General features: G+C 70.7%; 17 protein-coding genes, 1 tRNA gene and 2 pseudogenes. 13 read left to right on the forward strand and 7 right to left on the reverse strand.

From position 1 onward, the window contains the following. Positions 1–977, reverse strand: a pseudogene (locus Sfulv_RS31170) (SMI1/KNR4 family protein). Positions 978–1,237: 260 nt separating this feature from the next. On the opposite strand from Sfulv_RS31170, the gene Sfulv_RS11485 reads away from it, so the two are divergent. Further along, on the forward strand, positions 1,238–1,762 hold the full coding sequence (locus Sfulv_RS11485; protein ID WP_173313593.1) for a YwqJ-related putative deaminase: 525 nt from the start codon (positions 1,238–1,240) through the stop codon (positions 1,760–1,762). Between the two features lie 10 nt (positions 1,763–1,772). After that, positions 1,773–2,291: an SUKH-3 domain-containing protein gene (locus Sfulv_RS11490; protein WP_173313594.1), complete on the forward strand. Its 519-nt coding sequence runs from the start codon at positions 1,773–1,775 to the stop codon at positions 2,289–2,291. A 47-nt stretch (positions 2,292–2,338) separates the two neighbouring features. Here the strand turns inward: Sfulv_RS11490 and Sfulv_RS11495 are convergent, their stop codons facing one another. Then, positions 2,339–3,658 carry a sensor histidine kinase gene (locus tag Sfulv_RS11495; protein WP_173313595.1) on the reverse strand — a complete coding sequence of 440 codons (1,320 nt, stop codon included), beginning with the start codon at positions 3,656–3,658 and terminating at the stop codon, positions 2,339–2,341. A gap of 145 nt (positions 3,659–3,803) precedes the next feature. On the opposite strand from Sfulv_RS11495, the gene Sfulv_RS11500 reads away from it, so the two are divergent. The 6 genes from Sfulv_RS11500 to Sfulv_RS11525 all read left to right on the forward strand — a co-directional run bounded on the left by Sfulv_RS11500 (position 3,804) and on the right by Sfulv_RS11525 (position 8,596). Continuing rightward, positions 3,804–3,875 (forward strand) — tRNA-Gln (locus Sfulv_RS11500). 109 nt (positions 3,876–3,984) lie between these two features. Beyond that, the gene (gene glmU, locus Sfulv_RS11505) at positions 3,985–5,433 is read left to right on the forward strand and encodes a bifunctional UDP-N-acetylglucosamine diphosphorylase/glucosamine-1-phosphate N-acetyltransferase GlmU (protein ID WP_173313596.1); all 1,449 of its coding nucleotides are present in this window, start codon (positions 3,985–3,987) and stop codon (positions 5,431–5,433) included. Positions 5,434–5,552: 119 nt separating this feature from the next. Next, positions 5,553–6,536 carry a ribose-phosphate diphosphokinase gene (locus Sfulv_RS11510; RefSeq protein WP_173313597.1) on the forward strand — a complete coding sequence of 328 codons (984 nt, stop codon included), beginning with the start codon at positions 5,553–5,555 and terminating at the stop codon, positions 6,534–6,536. Between the two features lie 199 nt (positions 6,537–6,735). Further along, positions 6,736–7,323 (forward strand): 50S ribosomal protein L25/general stress protein Ctc, encoded by a 588-nt coding sequence (locus Sfulv_RS11515; RefSeq protein WP_173313598.1) that lies wholly within the window; start codon positions 6,736–6,738, stop codon positions 7,321–7,323. Between the two features lie 133 nt (positions 7,324–7,456). Beyond that, positions 7,457–8,050 (forward strand): aminoacyl-tRNA hydrolase, encoded by a 594-nt coding sequence (gene pth, locus Sfulv_RS11520; RefSeq protein ID WP_173313599.1) that lies wholly within the window; start codon positions 7,457–7,459, stop codon positions 8,048–8,050. Between the two features lie 75 nt (positions 8,051–8,125). Further along, entirely contained in the window at positions 8,126–8,596 is a 471-nt protein-coding gene (locus tag Sfulv_RS11525) for a hypothetical protein (RefSeq protein ID WP_173313600.1), read from the forward strand. 40 nt (positions 8,597–8,636) lie between these two features. On the opposite strand, the gene ppc is transcribed toward Sfulv_RS11525, so the two are convergent. Beyond that, a complete protein-coding gene (ppc, locus tag Sfulv_RS11530) occupies positions 8,637–11,366 on the reverse strand; it encodes a phosphoenolpyruvate carboxylase (RefSeq protein ID WP_173313601.1) in 2,730 nt (909 codons plus the stop codon). 345 nt (positions 11,367–11,711) lie between these two features. Between ppc and Sfulv_RS11535 the strand changes: the two genes are divergently transcribed. The 3 genes from Sfulv_RS11535 to Sfulv_RS11545 all read left to right on the forward strand — a co-directional run bounded on the left by Sfulv_RS11535 (position 11,712) and on the right by Sfulv_RS11545 (position 13,939). Further along, entirely contained in the window at positions 11,712–12,674 is a 963-nt protein-coding gene (locus Sfulv_RS11535; protein ID WP_173313602.1) for an acyl-CoA desaturase, read from the forward strand. Continuing rightward, complete coding sequence (locus tag Sfulv_RS11540; protein WP_173313603.1) at positions 12,671–13,357, forward strand: TetR/AcrR family transcriptional regulator; 687 nt, start codon at positions 12,671–12,673, stop codon at positions 13,355–13,357. Before Sfulv_RS11535 ends, Sfulv_RS11540 begins: the two co-directional genes overlap by 4 nt. A gap of 84 nt (positions 13,358–13,441) precedes the next feature. Then, positions 13,442–13,939: a MarR family winged helix-turn-helix transcriptional regulator gene (locus Sfulv_RS11545; RefSeq protein ID WP_173313604.1), complete on the forward strand. Its 498-nt coding sequence runs from the start codon at positions 13,442–13,444 to the stop codon at positions 13,937–13,939. Here Sfulv_RS11545 and Sfulv_RS11550 read toward each other — a convergent pair. Beyond that, the gene (locus Sfulv_RS11550; protein WP_173313605.1) at positions 13,898–14,710 is read right to left on the reverse strand and encodes a LuxR C-terminal-related transcriptional regulator; all 813 of its coding nucleotides are present in this window, start codon (positions 14,708–14,710) and stop codon (positions 13,898–13,900) included. The two genes, Sfulv_RS11545 and Sfulv_RS11550, sit on opposite strands and share 42 nt — an antisense overlap. A 228-nt stretch (positions 14,711–14,938) precedes the next feature. On the opposite strand from Sfulv_RS11550, the gene Sfulv_RS11555 reads away from it, so the two are divergent. Then, positions 14,939–15,385, forward strand: coding sequence for a GNAT family N-acetyltransferase (locus Sfulv_RS11555; RefSeq protein WP_173313606.1), 447 nt, complete (start codon positions 14,939–14,941; stop codon positions 15,383–15,385). Here the strand turns inward: Sfulv_RS11555 and galK are convergent. From galK to galT, 3 genes and pseudogenes are all read right to left on the reverse strand, one after another. After that, positions 15,378–16,547 (reverse strand): galactokinase, encoded by a 1,170-nt coding sequence (gene galK, locus Sfulv_RS11560; RefSeq protein WP_173313607.1) that lies wholly within the window; start codon positions 16,545–16,547, stop codon positions 15,378–15,380. The genes Sfulv_RS11555 and galK overlap by 8 nt on opposite strands. Continuing rightward, positions 16,544–17,529: pseudogene (gene galE / locus Sfulv_RS11565) on the reverse strand (UDP-glucose 4-epimerase GalE). The gene galK and the pseudogene galE overlap by 4 nt, the downstream one beginning before the upstream one ends. Next, complete coding sequence (galT, locus tag Sfulv_RS11570; protein ID WP_173313608.1) at positions 17,526–18,569, reverse strand: galactose-1-phosphate uridylyltransferase; 1,044 nt, start codon at positions 18,567–18,569, stop codon at positions 17,526–17,528. Before galT ends, galE begins: the two are co-directional and overlap by 4 nt. A 212-nt stretch (positions 18,570–18,781) precedes the next feature. Here galT and Sfulv_RS11575 point away from each other — a divergent pair, with 212 nt between their 5' ends. Further along, positions 18,782–20,452: a sodium:solute symporter family protein gene (locus Sfulv_RS11575; protein WP_173313609.1), complete on the forward strand. Its 1,671-nt coding sequence runs from the start codon at positions 18,782–18,784 to the stop codon at positions 20,450–20,452. The last annotated feature ends 11 nt before the right edge of the window (positions 20,453–20,463 follow it).

Raw genomic sequence — 20,463 nt, forward strand, 5'->3', positions numbered from 1 at the left:
TCACCCCTCCACCGGGACGGCGCGCGCGAAGCCGCCGTCCACCATCAGGTTCGCCACGGTCTCCAGCTCCGGGGGATTTCCCGCCAGCCGCTGGAGGAAGACGTCGAAGTCCGCGCCGCAGGGCAGCAGCAGCCGGTCGACGCGGTCCTGCACGCTCCACCCGTCCTGGTCCCGCGCGTCGTCGTACGCGCAGAACCAGACCGAGCCGGTGTCCCGGCCCCGCACCTTCACCGCGAGGATGCCGCCCTGGACGAAGGCGACGCCCAGGTAGTCCTTGGTGAAGTGGTCGCGCAGACACTTGTTGACGTACTGGAGGTCGTTCACCGCAGCCTCTTCACGCACCGTGAAGAAGGGCTGGTCGACCAGGAGACCGAGCTCCGCGTCCAGCGCCGCGCCCACCGGGGCCGAACCGCCCGCGGCCTTCAGGAACGAGCGGTAGGCACCCGGCAGCCGGTACCCGAGGTCCTCCTCGACGCCCTGTACCTGCTGCTCGCTGACCGCCACCGACCCCTTGGGCAGCCGGAAGTGCGGGGGGCGCGTCTCCTGAAGGGGCCGCGTACCGCGCCGGTGGTGGTCGACCGCGGCCGTCGCCATGCCACCGTGATGGCGCAGCAGCGCCTTCACCTCGACCGGCACGAGCTCCATCCGCCGCCCGCCCGGCACGTGGTGCCAGGTCCAGCCGTGCGGAGTCGCCACCGCAGGGATCGTGTCCCACAGCTCATGACCGCTCGCCGCCAGCGCGGCGTTGGCCGACACGTAGTCGGTCAGCCGGAGCTCGTCGATACCGAAGCCCGGGGCGGATCGGCGATCTCGGCGACGGCACGGGCATACGGTGTGAGTTCCGGATAGCCGTTGCCGTCCATGCGCACACCTCTGGGGTGGCGGGAGGCCCGCACCGGGTCGGGGAAGTGCACGACCTGCCCGGCGTAGGCCGCGTTCGGTGGCGCGGCTTGCTGCCCGAGCCGACCTGTCGTCATGGCGGTTGCCCCCTGCTGCGTCCGGTGATTCCCCCCAGCCTATGCCGTGGGGCAACAGGGGGTCCCGCCCGTCCGATCCGGTCACCAACCGTCACGGCCAGGTGACGTATGAGCGACGGTCCTGACACTTCCGACGACACGCGGACACGTTTCACCGACCCAGCTTCCCGACGCCCCGGCACATTTGGCAGGCTGTCACCGCAACTCGGGGGCGTGCACACCTGCAGTACCGCTGCCGGCACGGGAGGGATGCAAGCACCATGAACACAGCACCGACAGTCACATCCGGGGACCCGAGGCTCAGCTGGCGCGGCACCGACGCCGGCCGGACACCTCACCTGCATCACCGCCGCGACGGCATCCTGCCCGCCGTGGCCGCTGCCCTGTCCGTCCGCGGCGAGACGCTGACCTGCACCGCGGGCAAGGGCGACCGGCCCCCGGTGCTGCACCCGCTCGTCCAGGACTTCCTGGACGCCCTGACCAGCGGAGAGCGCGAGCGCTTCACCGGCCGCTGCCCCGAAGCGATACTGCTTTCGCGGCAGCTCACCGCCGTCGACGCGGGCCGCTCCAAGCGGGCCCAGCGCAAACCGCTCACCAACGGAGAGGCCCGCCGCGCCCTGAAGCACTCCCGCATCACCGCGCGGCGCATCCGCGAGGACGGCGATCCGCTCCACGGCACCTACGCCGCGCCCTGCCGCTCCTGCGCGGCGATGCTCGCGCACTTCGGCGTGCGTCCGGTCGACCTCACCGCCACCGGGGCGGCCACCACCGCCGAGAAGGGCTGACGGCACCGCCATGCAGGACCGAACCGGGCTCCCCGCCCAGCCCGACCGGCACAGCACCACCCGCTTCCCCGTCGCTGTCGACGCCGCACTGCGCCAGGCGGGCTGGCAGCCGGGGCGCTGGGACATCCGGCAGGCCGAGGAGTGGGCCGACGCGCTGCGCTCCCACGCCTCACCGGCCGGCCACCGGCACGCCGTGTTCCCGGCGGCGGTCGAGGTCTGGGCCGAGTTCGGCGCCCTGCTCATCACCACGTCCGCACCCGGCCGGCAGATCGCGCCCGCCGCCGTGCGCGTCGACCCGCTGTGCGGTCTGCACCTGGCCCGCACCCTGGGCGACCTGGGGCGGGCGCTGGAGACCGAGATCAGCCCGCTCGGCGAGGAGGGCGAGGGCCAGGCGGTGCTCGCCATCGACAGCGAGGGCCGCGTCTACAGCGTCGACCACACCGGTGACTGGTACCTCGGCGCGGACATCGACCAGGCGCTGACCACTCTGGTCACCGGCGCCCAGCCGGCCAGACTCACCTCGGCCTGACGCACCTCAGCCGGACTCACCGCCGGGCGGACCGGGCCGGCGCGCTGCTACGCGGGCCTGCGGTCCGGCAGCACCGCCGACACCCGGAAGCCGCCCGCGTCCGTCGGCCCCGACACGAAGATGCCTCCGAGACCGAGCACCCGCTCCCTCATGCCCACCAGGCCGTTCCCGCCACTGGGCAGCCCCGCGTCGGACGCTCCGCCGTCCGACGGGCCGTTCTCCACCTGCATGGCGACCTCCGCGCCGCGGTGCGCGAGCCGCACCCAGGTCGTGGCGCCTGCCGCGTGCTTGTGCACGTTCGTCAGAGCCTCCTGCACCACCCGGTACGCGGTCTGCTCGACCTCCGGCGCGTACGGGCGCAGCTCGCCCTCCACGGACAGCTCCACCGTCATCCCCGCCTCGCGGGACTGCGCGACGAGCAGCCTCACCTCGTCCAGCCGGGGCCCGTCCTCCGCCGCCAGGGCGGCAGCGGCGGCAGCGGCCCGGCCCACCGAGGCGAGAGGCACCCGGCCCGCGGGCGCGGCGGACATGGTGTCCCCGCTGCGCAGCACGCCCAGCATCTCGCGCAGTTCCGTCAACGCCTGCCGCCCCATGTCGCCCACCAGCGCCGCGTTCCGCACGGCCTTCGCCGGGTCCTTCGGGGCCACGGCCTGAAGCGCCGCGGCGTGCACCACCATCAGACTCACCCGGTGCGCGACCACGTCGTGCATCTCGCGGGCGATCCGCGTCCGTTCCTCCGTACGCGCCCACTCGGCCCGCTCCTCGGCCCGGTCGGCCAGCAGGGACAGCTCCCGTTCCAGCGAGTCGGCGCGCTCCCGCAAGCTCTCCATGAGCCGTCTTCGCGCCCCTATATAGAGGCCGAACAGCAGGGGCGGCGCGCTCAGCCCCACGGACATGAAGAGGGACACCAGCGGTACGTACCAGTCACCACCGGGGCCGAAGCCGGCTCCCTCGGTGACGCTCTGGCGCAGCCGTACGTACGTGACGATGAAGGTGCCGACCAGCGACATCCCCGTCAGTACGACCGTGATCCTGCGCGGCACGTCGGACGCGGCCAGCGTGTACAGGCCGACGATGCCCATCAGGAAGCCCATCTCGGCCGGTGTCGTCGCGATCGACACCAGCACCACGGCGATCGGCCACCGCCTGCGCACGAGCAGCACCGAGCCCGCCAGCAGCCCGAACAGCACACCGAACGGGACCGGAAGCCCGGTCTCGCCGGCGAACACCACCCCCTCGAGCGCGCACTCCAGCGCCGAGAACGACGCCAGTCCCACATCCAGGGCGGCACCGCGCCGCCGCCTCCACCACCAGTAGCCGCGGGTGGTCAGCCCCGCCGCTTCCCGGTCTGCCCCCGTTGCGGTCATGGCGTCCAGCCTACGGGCGGGCGCACCTCATTTTCGGGTGACCCGGGCCCGGGTGACATCACCGTCGCGGGGAGGGCGCTCGGTACGGCATAGTGTTGGGTGCCGATCCGGGCGGCGGACGCGATGTCCCGTACGTTCGGGTCGTTCCCCCATGGTGTAATTGGCAGCACAGTAGCTTTTGGTGCTATTTGTCCGGGTTCGAGTCCTGGTGGGGGAGCTGTACCTTTCGGGCTCCGACCTTCACGGTCGGGGCCCGCGCTCATGTCCGCCCCACGCACCCCCGGTATCCTGCGGATGTCCACCACCCGAAGCCGAAGGGCACATCCGTGAGCGCCACCAGCCCGGCAGCCGTCGTCGTCCTTGCAGCGGGTGAGGGCACCCGCATGAAGTCGAAGACCCCCAAGGTCCTGCACGAGATCTCCGGGCGCTCGCTCGTCGGACATGTCGTCGCCGCCTCCCGCGAACTCCGCCCCCACCACCTCGTCGTGGTCGTCGGCCACGCGGCCGAGCGGGTCACCGCCCACCTCGCCGCCGGTGACGCCCCCGTGCGCACCGCGTTCCAGGCCGAGCGCAACGGCACCGGGCACGCCGTCCGGATGGGGCTCGAAGAGCTCGGCGGCGCCGTCGACGGCACGGTGATCGTCGTCTGCGGCGACACCCCTCTGCTCTCCGGCGAGACCCTCGCCGCGCTCGCCGCCACGCACGACGCCGACGCCAACGCCGTCACCGTGCTGACCGCCGAGGTCCCGGACTCCACCGGCTACGGCCGCATCGTCCGCGACGCGGCCAGCGGAGCCGTCACCGGGATCGTCGAGCACAAGGACGCCACGGACGCCCAGCGGGCCATCCGGGAGATCAACTCCGGGGTGTTCGCCTTCGACGGGCGTCTGCTCGCGGACGCGCTCGGCAAGGTCCGCACGGACAACAGCCAGGGCGAGGAGTACCTCACCGACGTGCTGTCGATCCTGCGTGAGGCCGGGCACCGCGTGGGCGCCTCGGTCGCCGCGGACCACCGCGAGATCCTCGGCATCAACAACCGGGTCCAGCTGGCCGAGGCCAGGCGGCTGCTCAACGCACGGCTCCTGGAACGCGCCATGACGGCCGGCGTGACGGTCGTCGACCCCGCGTCGACCCTGATCGACGTCACCGTGACGTATGAGCCGGACGCGGTCGTGCACCCCGGCACCCAGCTGACCGGCACGACGCACCTGGCCGAGGACTCCGAGGTCGGCCCGAACTCCCGGCTGAAGGACACGGTCGTCCACGCGGGCGCCCGCGTGGACAACACGGTCGCGGACGGGGCGGAGGTCGGCCCCGGTGCGACGGTCGGCCCGTTCGCGTACCTGCGGCCCGGCACGAAGCTCGGCGCGAAGGCCAAGGCCGGGGCGTACGTGGAGATGAAGAACGCCACGATCGGCGAGGGCACCAAGGTCCCGCACCTGAGCTACGTCGGTGACGCGACCATCGGCGACCACACCAACATCGGCGCCGCCAGCGTCTTCGTGAACTACGACGGCGTGGCCAAGCACCACACCACCATCGGTTCCCACTGCCGCACGGGGTCCGACAATATGTTTGTGGCGCCTGTCACGGTCGGGGACGGCGTGTACACGGCGGCGGGCTCGGTGATCACCAAGGACGTGCCGGCCGGTTCGCTGGCCGTCGCCCGGGGCCAGCAGCGGAATATCGAGGGCTGGGTGGCCCGCAAGCGTCCGGGAAGCGCGGCCGCCCAGGCCGCTCAGGCCGCAGCTCAGGACAGCGAAGGCGAAAGCTGACCGGAAACAGGTGCGCCGGACACGGCGTACCGTGATAGATGCTCACCCATTTCGGCTGGCTCGTTGCACATCGGGACCCATGCGTGCGGCGCCAGATACACGTCTGAGGAGACTGTGCTGTGACCGGGATCAAGACGACCGGCGAGAAGAAACTGATGTTCTTCTCCGGCCGCGCCCACCCCGAGCTGGCCGAGGAGGTCGCACACCAACTGGGTGTCGGTCTCGTGCCGACGAAGGCTTTCGATTTCGCCAACGGTGAGATCTACGTGCGCTTCCAGGAATCCGCCCGCGGCGCCGACTGCTTCCTGATCCAGAGCCACACGGCTCCGATCAACAAGTGGATCATGGAGCAGCTGATCATGCTGGACGCGCTGAAGCGCGCGTCGGCCCGTTCGATCACGGTGATCGTGCCGTTCTACGGCTACGCCCGCCAGGACAAGAAGCACCGCGGCCGCGAGCCGATCTCGGCCCGGCTGGTCGCCGACCTGATGAAGACGGCGGGTGCGGACCGCATCCTGACCGTGGATCTGCACACCGACCAGATCCAGGGCTTCTTCGACGGCCCGGTGGACCACCTGTTCGCGCTGCCGATCCTCGCCGACTACGTCGGTGCGAAGGTCGACCGCTCGAAGCTGACGATCGTCTCCCCGGACGCCGGACGCGTACGCGTCGCCGACCGCTGGTGCGACCGCCTGGACGCCCCCCTGGCGATCGTGCACAAGCGCCGCGACAAGGACGTGCCGAACCAGGTCAGCGTCCACGAGGTCGTCGGCAACGTGAAGGGCCGGGTCTGCGTCCTGGTCGACGACATGATCGACACGGGTGGCACGATCTGCGCCGCCGCGGACGCCCTCTTCGCGCACGGTGCCGAGGACGTCATAGTGACCGCGACGCACGGTGTGCTGTCCGGGCCCGCCGCGGACCGTCTGAAGAACTCCAAGGTGAGCGAGTTCGTCTTCACGGACACCCTGCCGACCCCGGGCGAGCTGGAGATGGACAAGATCACCGTGCTGTCGATCGCGCCGACGATCGCCCGCGCGGTGCGCGAGGTGTTCGAGGACGGTTCGGTCACGAGCCTCTTCGAGGAGCAGGAGAAGTACTAGCGGAACCGCGGCACCGGAGAGGTGCCGAAGATCCACTTTGGGTACGGCCTCCCCGCCGGGTAGACTCAGCGAGTTGCTCGGCGAGGGAGGCCGTACCCGTAGGTACGGCGATCCGTTATCGACGCGCTCTTCGTAGCAGGCGGCCTGTCGTACGGGCCGGGTGACGTATCCAGTTCCGTCATCTCACGAGGAGTGCACCATGGCCGAGATCAAGCTCGCCGCTCAGGTCCGTAACGAGTTCGGCAAGGGCGCGGCCCGCCGTGCCCGTCGCGCCAACCTGGTTCCCGCGGTCGTCTACGGCCACGGCGCCGAGTCGGTCCACGTCTCGCTGCCGGCCCACGAGCTGCAGCTCGCGCTCCGTACCGCCAACGTCCTCATCGGTCTGGAGATCGACGGCAAGGACGCCCTGGTCATCCCCAAGGCCGTGCAGCGCAACGCCATCAAGGGCAACATCGAGCACGTCGACCTCCTGACCGTGACGCGCGGCGAGAAGGTCAACGTCGAGGTCGCCGTGCACGTCGAGGGCGAGCTGGCCCCGGGCGCCAACCTCCTGGAGTACGTGCAGAACACCCTGCTCGTCGAGGCCGAGGCCACCCACATCCCCGAGTCGGTCACGGTCTCCATCGCGGGCCTGGACGCCGGTGACTCGATCCTCGCCAAGGACATCCCGCTGCCCAAGGGTTCCGTGCTGGCCGGCGACGAGGAGGCCATCGTGCTCCAGATCGTCGCCGCGCAGGCCGAGGAGCCGGCCGCCGAGGGCACCGAGGCCGCCACCACCGAGGTCTGAGTCACACCCGGCGCGCGGGAGCGCCACCGCTTCACTGCTTCACCTACGGGGCGGCGGGCCCTCACCGGGTCCGCCGCCCCGTTCGCCTGTGACCGGGGCGACCAGCCGACGTACGCGAGGAGACCGAGCGCAGATGTCCGATGCCACCGACCCCTGGCTCATCGTGGGGCTGGGCAATCCCGGTCCCGAGTACGCCGCCAACCGGCACAACGTCGGCTTCATGGTCGCCGACCTCCTCGCCGAACGGATCGGCGGGAAGTTCAAGCGGGCACAGAAGGCCCAGGCACAGGTCGTGGAGGGCCGGTTGGGGTCTCCCGGGCCCGGGAGCCGCCGGGTGGTCCTGGCGAAGCCGATGTCGTACATGAACCTCTCCGGCGGGCCCGTCACGGCGCTGCGGGACTTCTACAAGGTGCCGGTCGGCCACATCGTGGCCGTGCACGACGAGCTGGACATCGACTTCGGCACGCTGCGGGTCAAACTGGGCGGCGGCGACAACGGGCACAACGGGCTGAAGTCCATGACGAAGTCGATGGGCCCCGACTACCACCGGGTCCGGTTCGGGATCGGCAGGCCGCCGGGCCGTATGCAGGTGGCCGACTTCGTCCTGAAGGACTTCTCGTCCACCGAGCGCAAGGATCTCGCCTACCAGGTGGACCGGGCGGCGGACGCGGTGGAGTCGCTGATCGCGGACGGCCTGGAGCGGGCGCAGTCCATGTACAACTCCTGACATTGCCCCCGATCCCGGGATCATCTCCGGCCACAGGTTGACCGGGCGCATGGGTCTGCCCAAGGATCTGCCCCCATGAAGCGGAGCTCCTCCCACCGCCTGGTGGCCCACGGCCGGACCGTCGCCGCGGGCTGCGTCGTCCTGCTGATGCTCGTCGCGGGCGTGTGGTCGTCGTGGGACACCGCGCACCACGTCGTCCTGTCCAAGGGGCGTGAGCACGGGACGATGACCGTGACGGGCTGCGACGGCACGACGTGCACCGGGTCCTACGTACCGGACCGGGATTCACCGCCCCGTCCCCGGGTGACCATCACCAAGTCCGTGGCCGTGCAGAAGGGCGACCGGTTCCCGGTGGTCGTGAAGCCGGACACCGGCGAGGTCGTGCGCACCGGGACGCCCGGGTTCCTGCACGCCTGGGTGCCGTTCGGCGGCGCGCTGCTGCTCTCCGCCCTGGTCATCGGAGGCGGGCTGCGGATGAGCCGGCTCGCCTGGGGTGCGGCGGCCGCGGGAGCGGTCCTGCTGACGGCGACGTTCATCGCCCTCTGACAGGACCGCCCCCGGGCCGCGGTGGAGCGGCCGGCGTGGATCAGCCGGTGTTGCGCAGACCCGCGGCGACACCGTTCACGGTGAGCAGCAGGGCCCGTGCGAGCAGCGGATCGGCCTCTTCACCGCGTGCCGCCGCCTGCCGCTGGCGGGCCAGCAGCGAGACCTGGAGGTAGGAGATCGGGTCCAGGTAGGCGTCGCGGATGGCGAAGGTCTGCTGGAGCACGGGGCTCGTGCCGAGCAGTTCGGTGGAGCCGGTGACCTTGAGGACCTCGCTCACGGTGAGCGCGTGCTCGGCCTCGATGCCGGCGAAGACGTGCTTGAGCTCGTCCGGCACCAGGGTGTCGACGTAGTGCCTGGCGATCCGCAGATCGGTCTTGGCGAGTGTCATCTCGACGTTGGAGATGAAGTTCTGGAAGAAGTGCCACTGGCCGTGCATCTCTTCCAGGACGCCGCCGAGGCCGGCCTCGCGCAGTGCCCTGAGCCCGGAGCCGACCCCGTACCAGCCCGGCACGATCTGCCGGGACTGGGTCCAGCCGAAGACCCACGGGATGGCCCGCAGTCCGTCGAGCCCCGCGCCCGAGTCGGGACGCCGCGAGGGGCGGGAGCCCAGGTGGAGTTCGGCGAGCTGGTCGACGGGGGTGGAGGCGAAGAAGTACGCGGGCAGGTCGGGGTCCTCGACGAGCGCGCGGTACGCGGCGTGCGCGGCGTCGGACACCGTGTCCATGGCCGCGTCCCAGCGGGCGAGGGCCTCGTCGGACTGGCGGGGCGCGGTGTGCAGCGCGGACGCCTGGAGGGTGGCCGCGACGGTCAGCTCCAGGTTCTCCCGGGCGAGCGCGGGGATGAGGTACTTGTCGGAGATGACCTCGCCCTGCTCGGTCACCTTGATCTCGCCCTCCAGCGTGCCCCACGGCTGCGCGAGGATCGCGTCGTGCGAGGGGCCGCCGCCGCGGCCGACGGTGCCGCCGCGGCCGTGGAAGAGGCGCAGGCGCACGCCGTAGCGGTGGGCGACGTCGCGCAGCCGGCGCTGGGCGCGGTGGATCTCCCACTGGGAGGTGGTGATGCCGCCGAACTTGGAGGAGTCGCTGTAGCCGAGCATGACCTCCTGGACGTCTCCGCGCAGGGAGACGAGCCGGCGGTACGAGGGGTCGGCGAGCATCTCGTCGAGGATGACGTCGGCGGCGCGCAGCTCGTCGGTGGTCTCCAGGAGCGGCACGATGCCGATCTTGGCCCAGCCGCCGTGCAGGTCCAGGAGTCCGGCCTCGCGGGCGAGCACGGCGGCCGCGAAGACGTCGTCGGCCCCCTGGCACATCGAGATGATGTAGGACTCGATGACCTCGGGGCCGAACCGCTCGAAGGCTTCCCTGATGGTGTGGAAGACACCGAGGGTCTTCTCGCCCGCGGCGTCCAGCGGTGCCGGGGTGGGGGCGAGCGGGCGCCGGGAGCGCAGTTCCTTGGCGAGGAGCTTCTGCCGGTAGTCGCGCGGCATGTCGGCGTAGCGCCAGGACTCCTCGCCGAGCCGGTCGAATAGCTGGCCGAGGGTGTGGTGGTGGGCGTCGGCGTGTTCGCGTACGTCCATGGTGGCGAGCTGGAGGCCGAACGCGGACAGGGTGCGGATGGTGCGGTCCATCCGGCCGTCGGCGAAGAGGCCGCCCTTGTGCGCACGCAGCGAGGTCTGGATGAGGGCCAGGTCGGTGATGAGCTCGGCGGTGCCGAGGTAGTCGCAGCCGGGGCGGTGCGCGGTGCCGGCGGCGAGGCGCTCGCGGGTGTTGACGAGCTTCTGCCGGATGCAGGTCGCCTTGAGGCGGTAGGGCTCCTCGGCGTTCAGCCGCTTGTAGCGGGGGCTGATCTCGGGGAGGCGTTCCAGGTCGGCCTTGAGGGAGTCCAGCAGCTCGTCGGTGGCGCCGGTGTAGCGGATGGAGTTGGAGAGCAGGCCGCGCAGGTAGTCGACGAGTTCGAGCGCGTCGGTGATGCCGTGCTCGTGCTGGAGGATCAGCACCTCCCAGGTGACGGCGGGCGTCACGTTGGGGTTGCCGTCGCGGTCGCCGCCGATCCAGGTGCCGAAGGTGAGGGGGCGGGTGCCCGCCGGCAGCTCGACGCCGATGCGCTCCAGCTCGGCCGCGAGGTCCTCCAGGACGTCGCCGACCGCGTTGGCGTGCAGCTCGTCGAGGTAGTAGATCGCGTTGCGGGCCTCGTCGGCGGGCTCGGGCCGGACCACGCGCAGCTCGTCGGTCTGCCAGATGAGGTCGATGTTCTCGGCGAGCCGCAGGTCCTGGCGCCGGCGGTCGGCCTGGATGACGGGGGTGTCGAGCAGTTCCGCGATCCGGCGGAGCTTGTTCAGTACGGAGCGCCGGGCCGCTTCGGTGGGGTGCGCGGTGAAGACGGGACGCACGTTGAGGTTCTTGACGGTCTCGCGCAGGTGCTGCGGGTCGGCGTCCTTGAGCATGTCGGCGGTGCGCGCGAGGAGCCCGCCCTCGGCGGCCCGGCGGTCGCGCATCTCGTGGGCGCGGTGGACCTGCTCGGTCACGTTGGCGAGGTGGAAGTAGGTGGAGAAGGCGCGCACGAGCTGTGCGGCGGTCTCCAGGTCCGTGTCGCCCAGCAGCTCGGCGGCGGCCTCTCCGTCGGTACGGGTCAGGGCGCGGACCCGCTCGACGAGGTCGAGGAGCTCCTGGCCTTCCTGGCGTACGAGCGTCTCGCCCAGCAGATCACCGAGGCGGCGGATGTCGGCCCTCAGCTCGGCGCTGGCGGCGGGGGTCTGGTCGGCACTGCTCACAGGTGCGGCTCCTTGCAGTGAATAGAGGAGGTGCGTCGCGTACCCGTCTCCCTGGAAGGGCGGTGGCGGGAGACGGGTGGGCACGTCTGTCAGGGGGTCCGGGGGTGCAGCGGTGCGTCGTCACCCCCGGGGATCAGCAGAGTGCGGACCGCGCTGTCCGACTCTCCCAGGATAGGTGTCCGCCCGGCGGGCGTGGCGCGCAGCCCTTCCGGGTACCCGCGAAACAGGCACGTGGGTTCAGCTCTCGTACGACGGGCCCATGCGCTGCCATACTTACCAGGCCGTAGGTTACGCATGCGTAGCCTGGGCGATCCGACGCACTTCCCACCTCACAGGGGACTCCCCATGCCCACCAGCCCCAATGTGATCGACGATCCTGTCCTTCCCCCCGCCACGCTCGGCGGCGACAAGAAGCGGTCGGTCGAACAGATCGCTCTCCTCCTCTTCATCGTGGTGCCGTTCGTGGCCCTGCTGGCGGCGGTGCCGCTGGTCTGGGGCCGCGGTGTCAGCTGGCTCGATCTGGGTCTGCTGGTCGGTATGTACTACATCGGGTGCCACGGCATCACGATCGGCTTCCACCGCTACTTCACGCACGGCTCCTTCAAGGCGAAGCGTCCGCTGCGCATCGCCCTGGCCGTGGCCGGTTCGCTGGCCGTCGAGGGTCCGCTGGTGCGCTGGGTGGCCGACCACCGCAGGCACCACCGCTTCTCCGACGCCGAGGGCGACCCCCACTCGCCGTGGCGGTTCGGCGAGACGCTGCCCGCCCTGATGAAGGGGCTGTGGTGGGCGCACATCGGCTGGATGTTCGACGAGGAGCGGACCTCGCAGCAGAAGTACGCCCCCGACCTGATCAAGGACCCGGCGATCCGCGGGATCTCCCGCCACTTCCTCACCTTCACCATCGTCTCGCTGGCCATTCCGCCGGTCGTGGGCGGTCTGGTGACGATGTCCTGGTGGGGTGCGGCGACCGCGTTCTTCTGGGGCTCGCTGGTACGGGTCGCGCTGCTGCACCACGTCACGTGGTCGATCAACTCGATCTGCCACGCGGTCGGCAAGCGCCCCTTCAAGTCCCGGGACCGCTCGGGGAACGTGTGGTGGCTGGCGGTGCTCTCGTGCGGTGAGTCCTGGCACAACCTGCACCACGCGGACCCGACGAGCGCGCGGCACGGTGTGATGAAGGGCCAGATCGATTCGAGTGCCCGGCTGATCCGCTGGTTCGAGCAGCTCGGCTGGGCCTCCGACGTCCGCTGGCCCGACACGGCCCGTATCGACGCCCGCCGCAACCCCGCGCCCGCCGACGCGGCATGATTGACGACGTGGCGACCGACGGCAGCACAGGCAGCGAGAAGAGCAGACCCTCCCCCGTCCGCCGGACCCGACGGGTCCGGATGACCGGCAAGGAGCGCCGCGAACAGTTGCTGGACATCGGTCGCGCCCTCTTCGCCGACAAGGGTTTCGAAGGTACGTCCGTCGAGGAGATCGCGGCCCGTGCCGGGGTCTCCAAGCCGGTCGTCTACGAGCACTTCGGCGGCAAGGAGGGCCTGTACGCCGTGGTGGTCGACCGCGAGATGCGTCAGCTCCTCGACATGGTGACGAGCGCGCTGACCGCGGGCCACCCGCGTGAGCTCCTCGAACAGGCGGCGTTCGCGCTGCTGGACTACATCGAGACGTACACGGACGGCTTCCGCATCCTGGTCCGCGACTCCCCGGTCGCCCAGTCCACGGGGACGTTCGCGTCGCTGATCAGTGACATCGCCACGCAGGTGGAGGACATCCTCGGCCTGGAGTTCAAGGCGCGCGGCTTCGACCCGAAGCTGGCGCCGCTCTACGCGCAGGCCCTGGTCGGCATGGTCGCGCTGACCGGCCAGTGGTGGCTGGACGTCCGCAAGCCGAAGAAGGCGGAGGTCGCGGCGCATCTGGTCAACCTCTGCTGGCACGGTCTGGAGAACCTGGAGTCCAAGCCCCGCCTGATAGGCCACCGCAAGAACTGACGGAGGTCGGCGCAGAAGTACCTCGATGTCAAGAGACTCGAATTCAAGAGACTCTATGTCGACAGACCCTCTACACTGATCCACATGGAGGACGAGGTCGACCGGCTGGTCGCTGCATGGCGCCGCGAGCGCCCCGACCTCGACGTGGAACCACTCGAGGTGCTGAGCCGCGTCTCCCGCTTGGCCCGTCACCTCGACCGGGCCCGCAGGATCGCCTTCGCCGAGCACGGTCTGGAGCCGTGGGAGTTCGACGTACTGACGTCGCTGCGGCGCGCGGGCGCTCCCTACCAGCTCTCCCCCGGCCAGCTGCTGACCCAGACCCTGGTCACCTCCGGCACGATGACCAACCGCATCGACCGGCTGACCAAGAAGAACCTCGTCGAGCGCCTCCCCGACCCGAGCGACCGGCGCGGGGTGCTCGTGCGGCTCACCACCGAGGGCCAGGACAAGGCCGACCAGTCCCTGGCCGGCCTCCTGGACCAGGAGCGCGCCATCCTCGGGCAGCTCTCCCGCCAGCAGCGCGGCGAACTGGCCGGGCTGCTACGCCAGTTGACCGCCCCGTTCGACAACGTTCCCGGCTAGGACCGCCCCCGCGGTCAGCGGGCCGCCGGAGAGGTCGGCCGGACCGACCCCCGCCCGCCGGGCCAGTGCCACCGCCGCCAGCGTGGAGTGCACGCCCAGCTTCCCCAGCACGTTCTGCATGTGCGTACGCACCGTGTGCGGGGAGAGGAACAGGCGCTCGGCGACCGCCTTGCGGCCCAGCCCCGCCACCATGCACCGCAGCACCTCGCACTCGCGCGGGGTCAGCGACTCGATGAGCCGCTCGCTCTCCGTGCGGTGCTTGCGCGTCGCCGTCAGCTCCCTGAGCACACCGGTCAGCAGGGCGGGCGGCAGATGCGTCTCGTCGCGCAGGACGCCCCGGATCACCGCGAGCAGCCGTTGCAGCGAGCAGTCCTTGGCCACCCAGCCGGACGCACCGGCCTGAAGGGCCGTCGCCGCGCGGCACGGATCGTCGCGCTCGGCGAGCACCACCGTACGCACGGACGGCTGGCCGGTACGGACCCCGGCGACCAGCGAGATGCCGTCGACCGGGCCATCCGTCCCGTCGGCCGGTACGGGGGCGGCCCGCGTGCCGCCCGTCCCCCGGGCGCCCAGCTCGGCGTCGACCAGCAGCACGTCGTAAGGGCGGGACTCGGCGATCGCGCGCTCCAGGCAGCGCAGCGCGGCCGGGCCACTGCCCGCCGCCGCCACGTCCACGTCCGGTTCGGCCGCGAGGGCCGCCGCGAGCGACTCGGCGAAGATGCGGTGGTCGTCGACCACCAGAACCCGGATACGAGCCACAGACACCCCCATCGCGGGGGCCGACAGTTACGGGTACGACGCCCGGAACCTCCGGTGGTCCCCGGCACACGGCCGCCGCCGTACGCCGGCCGCCACCCGTCCCGGGCGTCGCACCCGACTGTCTCGCTCCCCTGAATCGGCACCGGCCCCCACCGGTGCTGAACATCAGCGTACGGGCGGGGGCCGGAAGCGGAAGGGGATTCGCGGAACTGGTCGTCCAAGGTGTTTAGGGTGTGTTTCATGTTCCGTCTTGAGACAGAAGTAGACAAAGAACGTCGCATTCTGCTGAGCGGTCGACTGCGTACGGACAACACAGCCGCCTCACCCGGGCTGCGCGCCCTGCTCGCCACCCCCGCCGAGCATGAGAACCCCCTGGAGATATGGGTGTTGGACACCCGGGGAGACGTGGTCGGTGGCCTGTCCGGACGGACCTGGGCGTACTGGCTCCATGTCGACCTGCTCTGGGTCGAGGCGGGCCACCGCGGGCTCGGCCTCGGTTCACGGCTGCTGGCCGATGCCGAGGGCGTGGCCCGCACCGAGCGTTCCTGCACCGCCTCACGGCTGGAGACCTGGGACTTCCAGGCCCCCGCCTTCTACCGCAAGCACGGGTACGAGGTGACCGGGCGGGTCGAGGACTACCCGCCCGGTGTCACCGAGTTCACCCTCGTGAAGCGGTTCGTCAGCTGAGCCTGCGGGCCCCGGCGGACGGCACCGCGGGAAAGATCCCCGGCGCGGCGTGACCGGCCGAGGCGAACGCCTCGCGCACGGCCTGGGCGATCGCCTCCGCGTCCGCCTCCTCCACCAGCACGATCGCCGACCCGCCGAACCCGCCGCCGGTCATCCGGGCGCCGAGCGCCCCGGCCGCGTTCGCCGTGGCGACCACCAGGTCCAGCTCCGGGCAGGAGACCCGCAGATCGTCGCGGAGCGAGACGTGGCCCTCGTTCAGGACCGGGCCCGCCGCACGCACCCGGCCCGCGTCGAGCAGCGCGATGACCTGCTCGACCCGGTGGTTGTCGCCCACCACATGGCGTACGCAGCGGATGACGGACTCGTCCGCGCCCGCCTCGGCCAGGGTGGCGAGCGCGGTGCCCAGCCCCTCGTACGGGAGTTCGCGCAGGGTCGGTATGCCGAGGAGCCGGGCACCCTCCTCGCAGCCGGCGCGCCGTTCCGCGTACGCCCCGTCGCCCAGCTCGTGCTTGACCCGGGTGTCGACGACCAGGAGGTGCAGGCCGTGGGAGGCCAGGTCGAAGGGGACCTGGCGCTGGGTGAGATCGCGGGTGTCGAGGTACAGGGCGTGGCCGTCCGTGCAGCAGGCCGAGGCCATCTGGTCCATGACGCCGCAGGGGACGCCGACGAACGCGTTCTCCGCGCGCTGGCCGACGACCGCGAGCCCGGCGGGGCTCAGACCCAGCTCGAACAGGTCGTTCAGGGCGAGCGCGGTGACCACTTCGAGGGCGGCGGACGAGGAGAGCCCCGCGCCGGTCGGAACCGTGGAGGTGATCTGGATGTCCGCACCGGTGACCGGGTGGCCGGCCTCCCGCAGCGCCCAGACGACTCCGGCCGGGTAGGCCGCCCAGCCATGGCCCCTGTGCGGGGTCAGTTCGTCGACGCGGAGCTGGACCACACCGCCGGGTACGTCGGTGGAGTGCAGGCGCAGCCGGCCGTCCGTACGGCGGGCGACGGCCGCGAGCGCGGTGTGCGGAAGGGCGAGCGGCATCACGAAGCCGTCGTTGAAGTCGGTGTACTCGCCGATCAGGTTCACCCGTCCGGGTGCGGCCCACACCCCTTCGGGAGCTCTGCCGTACAGCTCGGCGAAGGCGGTCTCGGTCTCAGCGGGTCCGGAGGTCATGAGGTAGGGGATTCCTCTCTGCGGGCGAAGGCCCAGGCGTCGGCGACGATGCCGGCCAGTCCGGCGCGCGAGGGCCGCCAGCCGAGGCGCTCCCTCGCGGTGGCGGCGGAGGCCACGAGGACGGCCGGGTCACCCGCGCGGCGGGGGCCGGGGTCTCGGGGACGGGGTGGCCGGTGACCTGGCGGACGGTCTCGATGACCTCGCGTACGGAGAAGCCGTTGCCGTTGCCCAGGTTGCAGATCAGGTGCTCGCCGGGGGCGGCGGCGTCCAGGGCGAGGAGGTGGGCCTCGGCGAGGTCGGCGACGTGGATGTAGTCGCGGACGCAGGTGCCGTCCGGGGTCGGGTAGTCGTCCCCGTAGACGGAGATCGTCTCGCGCTGCCCCAGGGCGACCTGGAGGACGAGCGGGATGAGGTGCGACTCGGGGTGGTGCCGCTCGCCGCAGGCGCCGTACGCGCCGGCCACGTTGAAGTAGCGCAGCGAGACGGCCGCCAGGCCGTGCGCGGCGGCCTCGCCGCTGATCATGTGGTCGACGGCGAGCTTGCTCGCGCCGTACGGGTTGGTCGGCGCGGTCGGGAACGCCTCGGTGATCGGGCTGGAAGCGGGTTCGCCATAGGTCGCCGCGGTGGAGGAGAAGACCAGGGTCCGCACACCGGCGTCACGCATCGCGGCGAGCAGGGCGGTGGTCCCGCCGACGTTGTTCACCCAGTACTTCTCCGGGTCGGTGACGGACTCACCGACCTGGGAGAACGCGGCGAAGTGCAGGACGCCGTCGTAGGAGCGGTCCAGCCATTTGGCGGCGTCCTGGACCCGGCCCTCCACGAACTCGGCCCCCGCCGGGACGCCCTCCCGGAAGCCGGTCGAGAGGTCGTCCAGGACGGTGACCGTGTGACCGGCCTCCAGCAGATGCGCGGCGACCACACCGCCGACGTATCCCGCGCCGCCGGTCACCAGGTACTTCTTGGCCTTGGGGGAGTTGCTCACTCGCTCGCTACCTCTCGCAGTCGCTGGGCCGCGGCCTCCGGCGGCACGTCGTTGATGAATGCGCTCATACCGGATTCGGAGCCCGCGAGGAACTTCAGCTTGCCCGAGGTGCGCCGAATGGTGAAAAGCTCCAGATGGAGCGCGAAGTCCTCCCGCCCGGGAGCCCGGAAGGGCGCCTGGTGCCAGGCCGAGATGTACGGGGTCGGGGGCTCGGCGGGGCCGAAGATCCGGTCGAACCGCCTCAGGAGTTCCAGATAGATCTGTGGGAACTCCGTGCGGGCGGCTTCGTCGAGGCCGCGCAGGTCCAGGACGCGGCGGCGCGGGTAGAGGTGCACCTCGTAAGGCCAGTGCGCCGCGTACGGCACGAAGGCCACCCAGTGCTCGCCGGACAGGACCACACGGTCGCCCTCCGCGAGCTCGCGGGCCACGACGTCCTCGAAGAGGTTGCGGCCGGTCTCCTCGCGGTGCGCGCGCGCCGAGCGGAGCATCAGTTCGGTGCGCGGGGTGACGAAGGGGTAGCCGTAGATCTGCCCGTGCGGGTGGCCGAGGGAGACGCCGATCTCGGCGCCCCGGTTCTCGAAGCAGAACACCTGGGTGACCTGGCCGAGTCCGGCGAGCTCGGCGGTGCGGTCGGTCCACGCCTCCAGCACGACCGCCGCCTGCTCCTCGGTGAGGTCGGCGAACGAGGCGTCGTGGTCGGAGGTGAAGCAGACCACCTCGCAGCGTCCGGCGTCCCCGGCGAGGGAGGGGAAGCGGTTCTCGAACACGGCCACGTCGTAGTGGCTGTCGGGGATCTCGCTCAGCCGCCCGCTCCGGGAGGGGCAGAGCGGGCACTCGTCGGCGGGCGGGTGGTAGGTGCGCCCCTGCCGGTGTGAGGCGATGGCGACGCTGTCGCCGAGCAGCGGGTCCCGGCGGATCTCGGACGAGGTCGAGACGGCGCCGAGCGGCCTGCGGTCGACGGCGTCGCGGACGGTGTCGTCCGCGGAGTCGTAATAGATCAGCTCACGGCCGTCGGCGAGGCTCGTAACCGTCTTCTTCACCAGGTTCCTCCAAACATAACCGCACACAATGAACCACAAGCAAACAGGGGCGTCAATGACGGCGCCGATCATCCGGAGCAAGGCATATACCGCAGCAAAACGGGCGGCACGATCACGATCGAACAAAGAACGCCAGCACGACTGTTCATTTTATGAACGCAAAGGCGTAGGTTCCGTCGAGTTCAGTTCGCGCAACGAAGCGAGTACCCCCCATGCACTATCTGGCCGAAGGGCTCCGACTCCCCACGAACGGGCTCGACTACACGATTCTGGCGATCTACTTCGTCGTGGTGCTCGGCATCGGCTTCGCCGCCCGTGCCAGTGTGAGGACCAGCCTCGACTTCTTCCTCTCCGGACGGTCACTGCCCGCCTGGGTGACCGGCCTGGCCTTCGTCGCCGCCAACCTCGGCGCCACCGAGATCCTCGGCATGGCGGCGACCGGCGCGCAGTACGGCGTCGCCGTCGTCCACTGGTACTGGATCGGGGCCATCCCGGCGATGGTCTTCCTGGGCCTCGTGATGATGCCCTTCTACTACCGGTCGAAGGTCCGCTCCGTACCGGAGTTCCTGCTCCAGCGCTTCGACAGGTCGGCGCACCTGCTGAGCTCCGTACTCTTCGCCTTCGCGGCGATCCTGATCGCGGGCGTCAACCTCTACGCCCTGTCGATCGTCGTGGAGGCGCTGCTCGGCTGGCCGCAGTGGGTGGCGATCGTCGTCGCGGGCCTCTTCGTGCTGCTCTACATCACCATCGGCGGGCTCTCCTCGGCGATCTACAACGAGGTGCTCCAGTTCTTCGTCATCCTCGCCGCGCTGATCCCGCTCACCCTGCTGGGGCTCAAGCGCGTCGGCGGCTGGGACGGTCTGAGCGGATCGCTGGAGAAGAGCCGCGGCGAGGACTTCCTCTCCGCCTGGGGCGGCACCGGGATCGGTGACGCCAACCCGCTCGGCGCCAACTGGCTGACGATCATCCTCGGTCTCGGCTTCGTGCTCTCCTTCGGCTACTGGACGACGAACTTCGCCGAGGTGCAGCGCGCCCTGTCCGCGAAGAACCTCTCAGCGGCCAAGCGCACCCCGCTGATCGCCGCGTTCCCGAAGATCTTCATCGTCTTCGCGGTGATGATCCCGGGCCTGGTCGCCGCCGTCGTCGTACCGCAGATCGGCACGCCTGAGTCGGACCTCACGTACAACGACGCCATCCCGCTGCTGATGCGGGAACTCCTGCCCAACGGGGTGCTCGGCATCGCGGTGACCGGTCTGCTGGCCGCGTTCATGGCCGGTATGGCGGCGAACGTGTCCTCCTTCAACACGGTGTTCACCACCGACATCTGGGCCCGCTACGTGAAGAAGGACCAGCCGGACGCGTACTACCTGCGCTTCGGGCGGCTCATCACGGCGATCGGCGTGCTGGCCTCCATCGGCACCGCCTTCATCGCGGCCAGCTTCTCCAACATCATGAGCTACCTCCAGACGCTGTTCTCCTTCTTCAACGTCCCGATGTTCGTCGTCTTCATCATCGGCATGTTCTGGAAGCGGGCCTCGATGAAGTCCGGTGTCTGGGGCCTGGTCGCGGGCACCACCGCCGCGATGGTCAACTACTTCTGGATCTACAAGGGCGGGGTCATCGACATCCCGACCGACCAGGGCGCCAACTTCGTCTCCGCGATCGTCGGCTTCCTCGCCGGAGCCGTGGTCATGGTCGTCGTCACGCTCTTCACGGCACCGAAGCCCGAGGCCGAGCTCGCCGGTCTGGTGTACGGGACGGAGTCCCCGGACGCCGACGAGGTGCCGGACGAGGCCGACAGCGCCTGGTACCGCAGCCCCGCCCTGCTCGGCTGGGGCGCCATCGTCCTCGCCGCCCTCTGCTACCTCCCCTACTCCCTCTGATCGGAGGCACT

This window comes from Streptomyces fulvorobeus (assembly GCF_013167895.1).
Taxonomy (GTDB): domain Bacteria; phylum Actinomycetota; class Actinomycetes; order Streptomycetales; family Streptomycetaceae; genus Streptomyces; species Streptomyces fulvorobeus.

What these genes read in the sequence shown, in the direction of transcription:
- Sfulv_RS11540 (WP_173313603.1), top strand. Translation starts at nt 12,671, where the DNA reads ATGATTGACGACGTGGCGACCGACGGCAGCACAGGCAGCGAGAAGAGC.
- Sfulv_RS11485 (WP_173313593.1), top strand. Translation starts at nt 1,238, where the DNA reads ATGAACACAGCACCGACAGTCACATCCGGGGACCCGAGGCTCAGCTGG.
- Sfulv_RS11525 (WP_173313600.1), top strand. Translation starts at nt 8,126, where the DNA reads ATGAAGCGGAGCTCCTCCCACCGCCTGGTGGCCCACGGCCGGACCGTC.
- pth (WP_173313599.1), top strand. Translation starts at nt 7,457, where the DNA reads ATGTCCGATGCCACCGACCCCTGGCTCATCGTGGGGCTGGGCAATCCC.
- Sfulv_RS11550 (WP_173313605.1), bottom strand. Translation starts at nt 14,710, where the DNA reads ATGGGGGTGTCTGTGGCTCGTATCCGGGTTCTGGTGGTCGACGACCAC.
- Sfulv_RS11545 (WP_173313604.1), top strand. Translation starts at nt 13,442, where the DNA reads ATGGAGGACGAGGTCGACCGGCTGGTCGCTGCATGGCGCCGCGAGCGC.
- Sfulv_RS11575 (WP_173313609.1), top strand. Translation starts at nt 18,782, where the DNA reads ATGCACTATCTGGCCGAAGGGCTCCGACTCCCCACGAACGGGCTCGAC.
- Sfulv_RS11535 (WP_173313602.1), top strand. Translation starts at nt 11,712, where the DNA reads ATGCCCACCAGCCCCAATGTGATCGACGATCCTGTCCTTCCCCCCGCC.
- galK (WP_173313607.1), bottom strand. Translation starts at nt 16,547, where the DNA reads ATGACCTCCGGACCCGCTGAGACCGAGACCGCCTTCGCCGAGCTGTAC.
- Sfulv_RS11515 (WP_173313598.1), top strand. Translation starts at nt 6,736, where the DNA reads ATGGCCGAGATCAAGCTCGCCGCTCAGGTCCGTAACGAGTTCGGCAAG.
- Sfulv_RS11555 (WP_173313606.1), top strand. Translation starts at nt 14,939, where the DNA reads ATGTTCCGTCTTGAGACAGAAGTAGACAAAGAACGTCGCATTCTGCTG.
- Sfulv_RS11490 (WP_173313594.1), top strand. Translation starts at nt 1,773, where the DNA reads ATGCAGGACCGAACCGGGCTCCCCGCCCAGCCCGACCGGCACAGCACC.
- Sfulv_RS11495 (WP_173313595.1), bottom strand. Translation starts at nt 3,658, where the DNA reads ATGACCGCAACGGGGGCAGACCGGGAAGCGGCGGGGCTGACCACCCGC.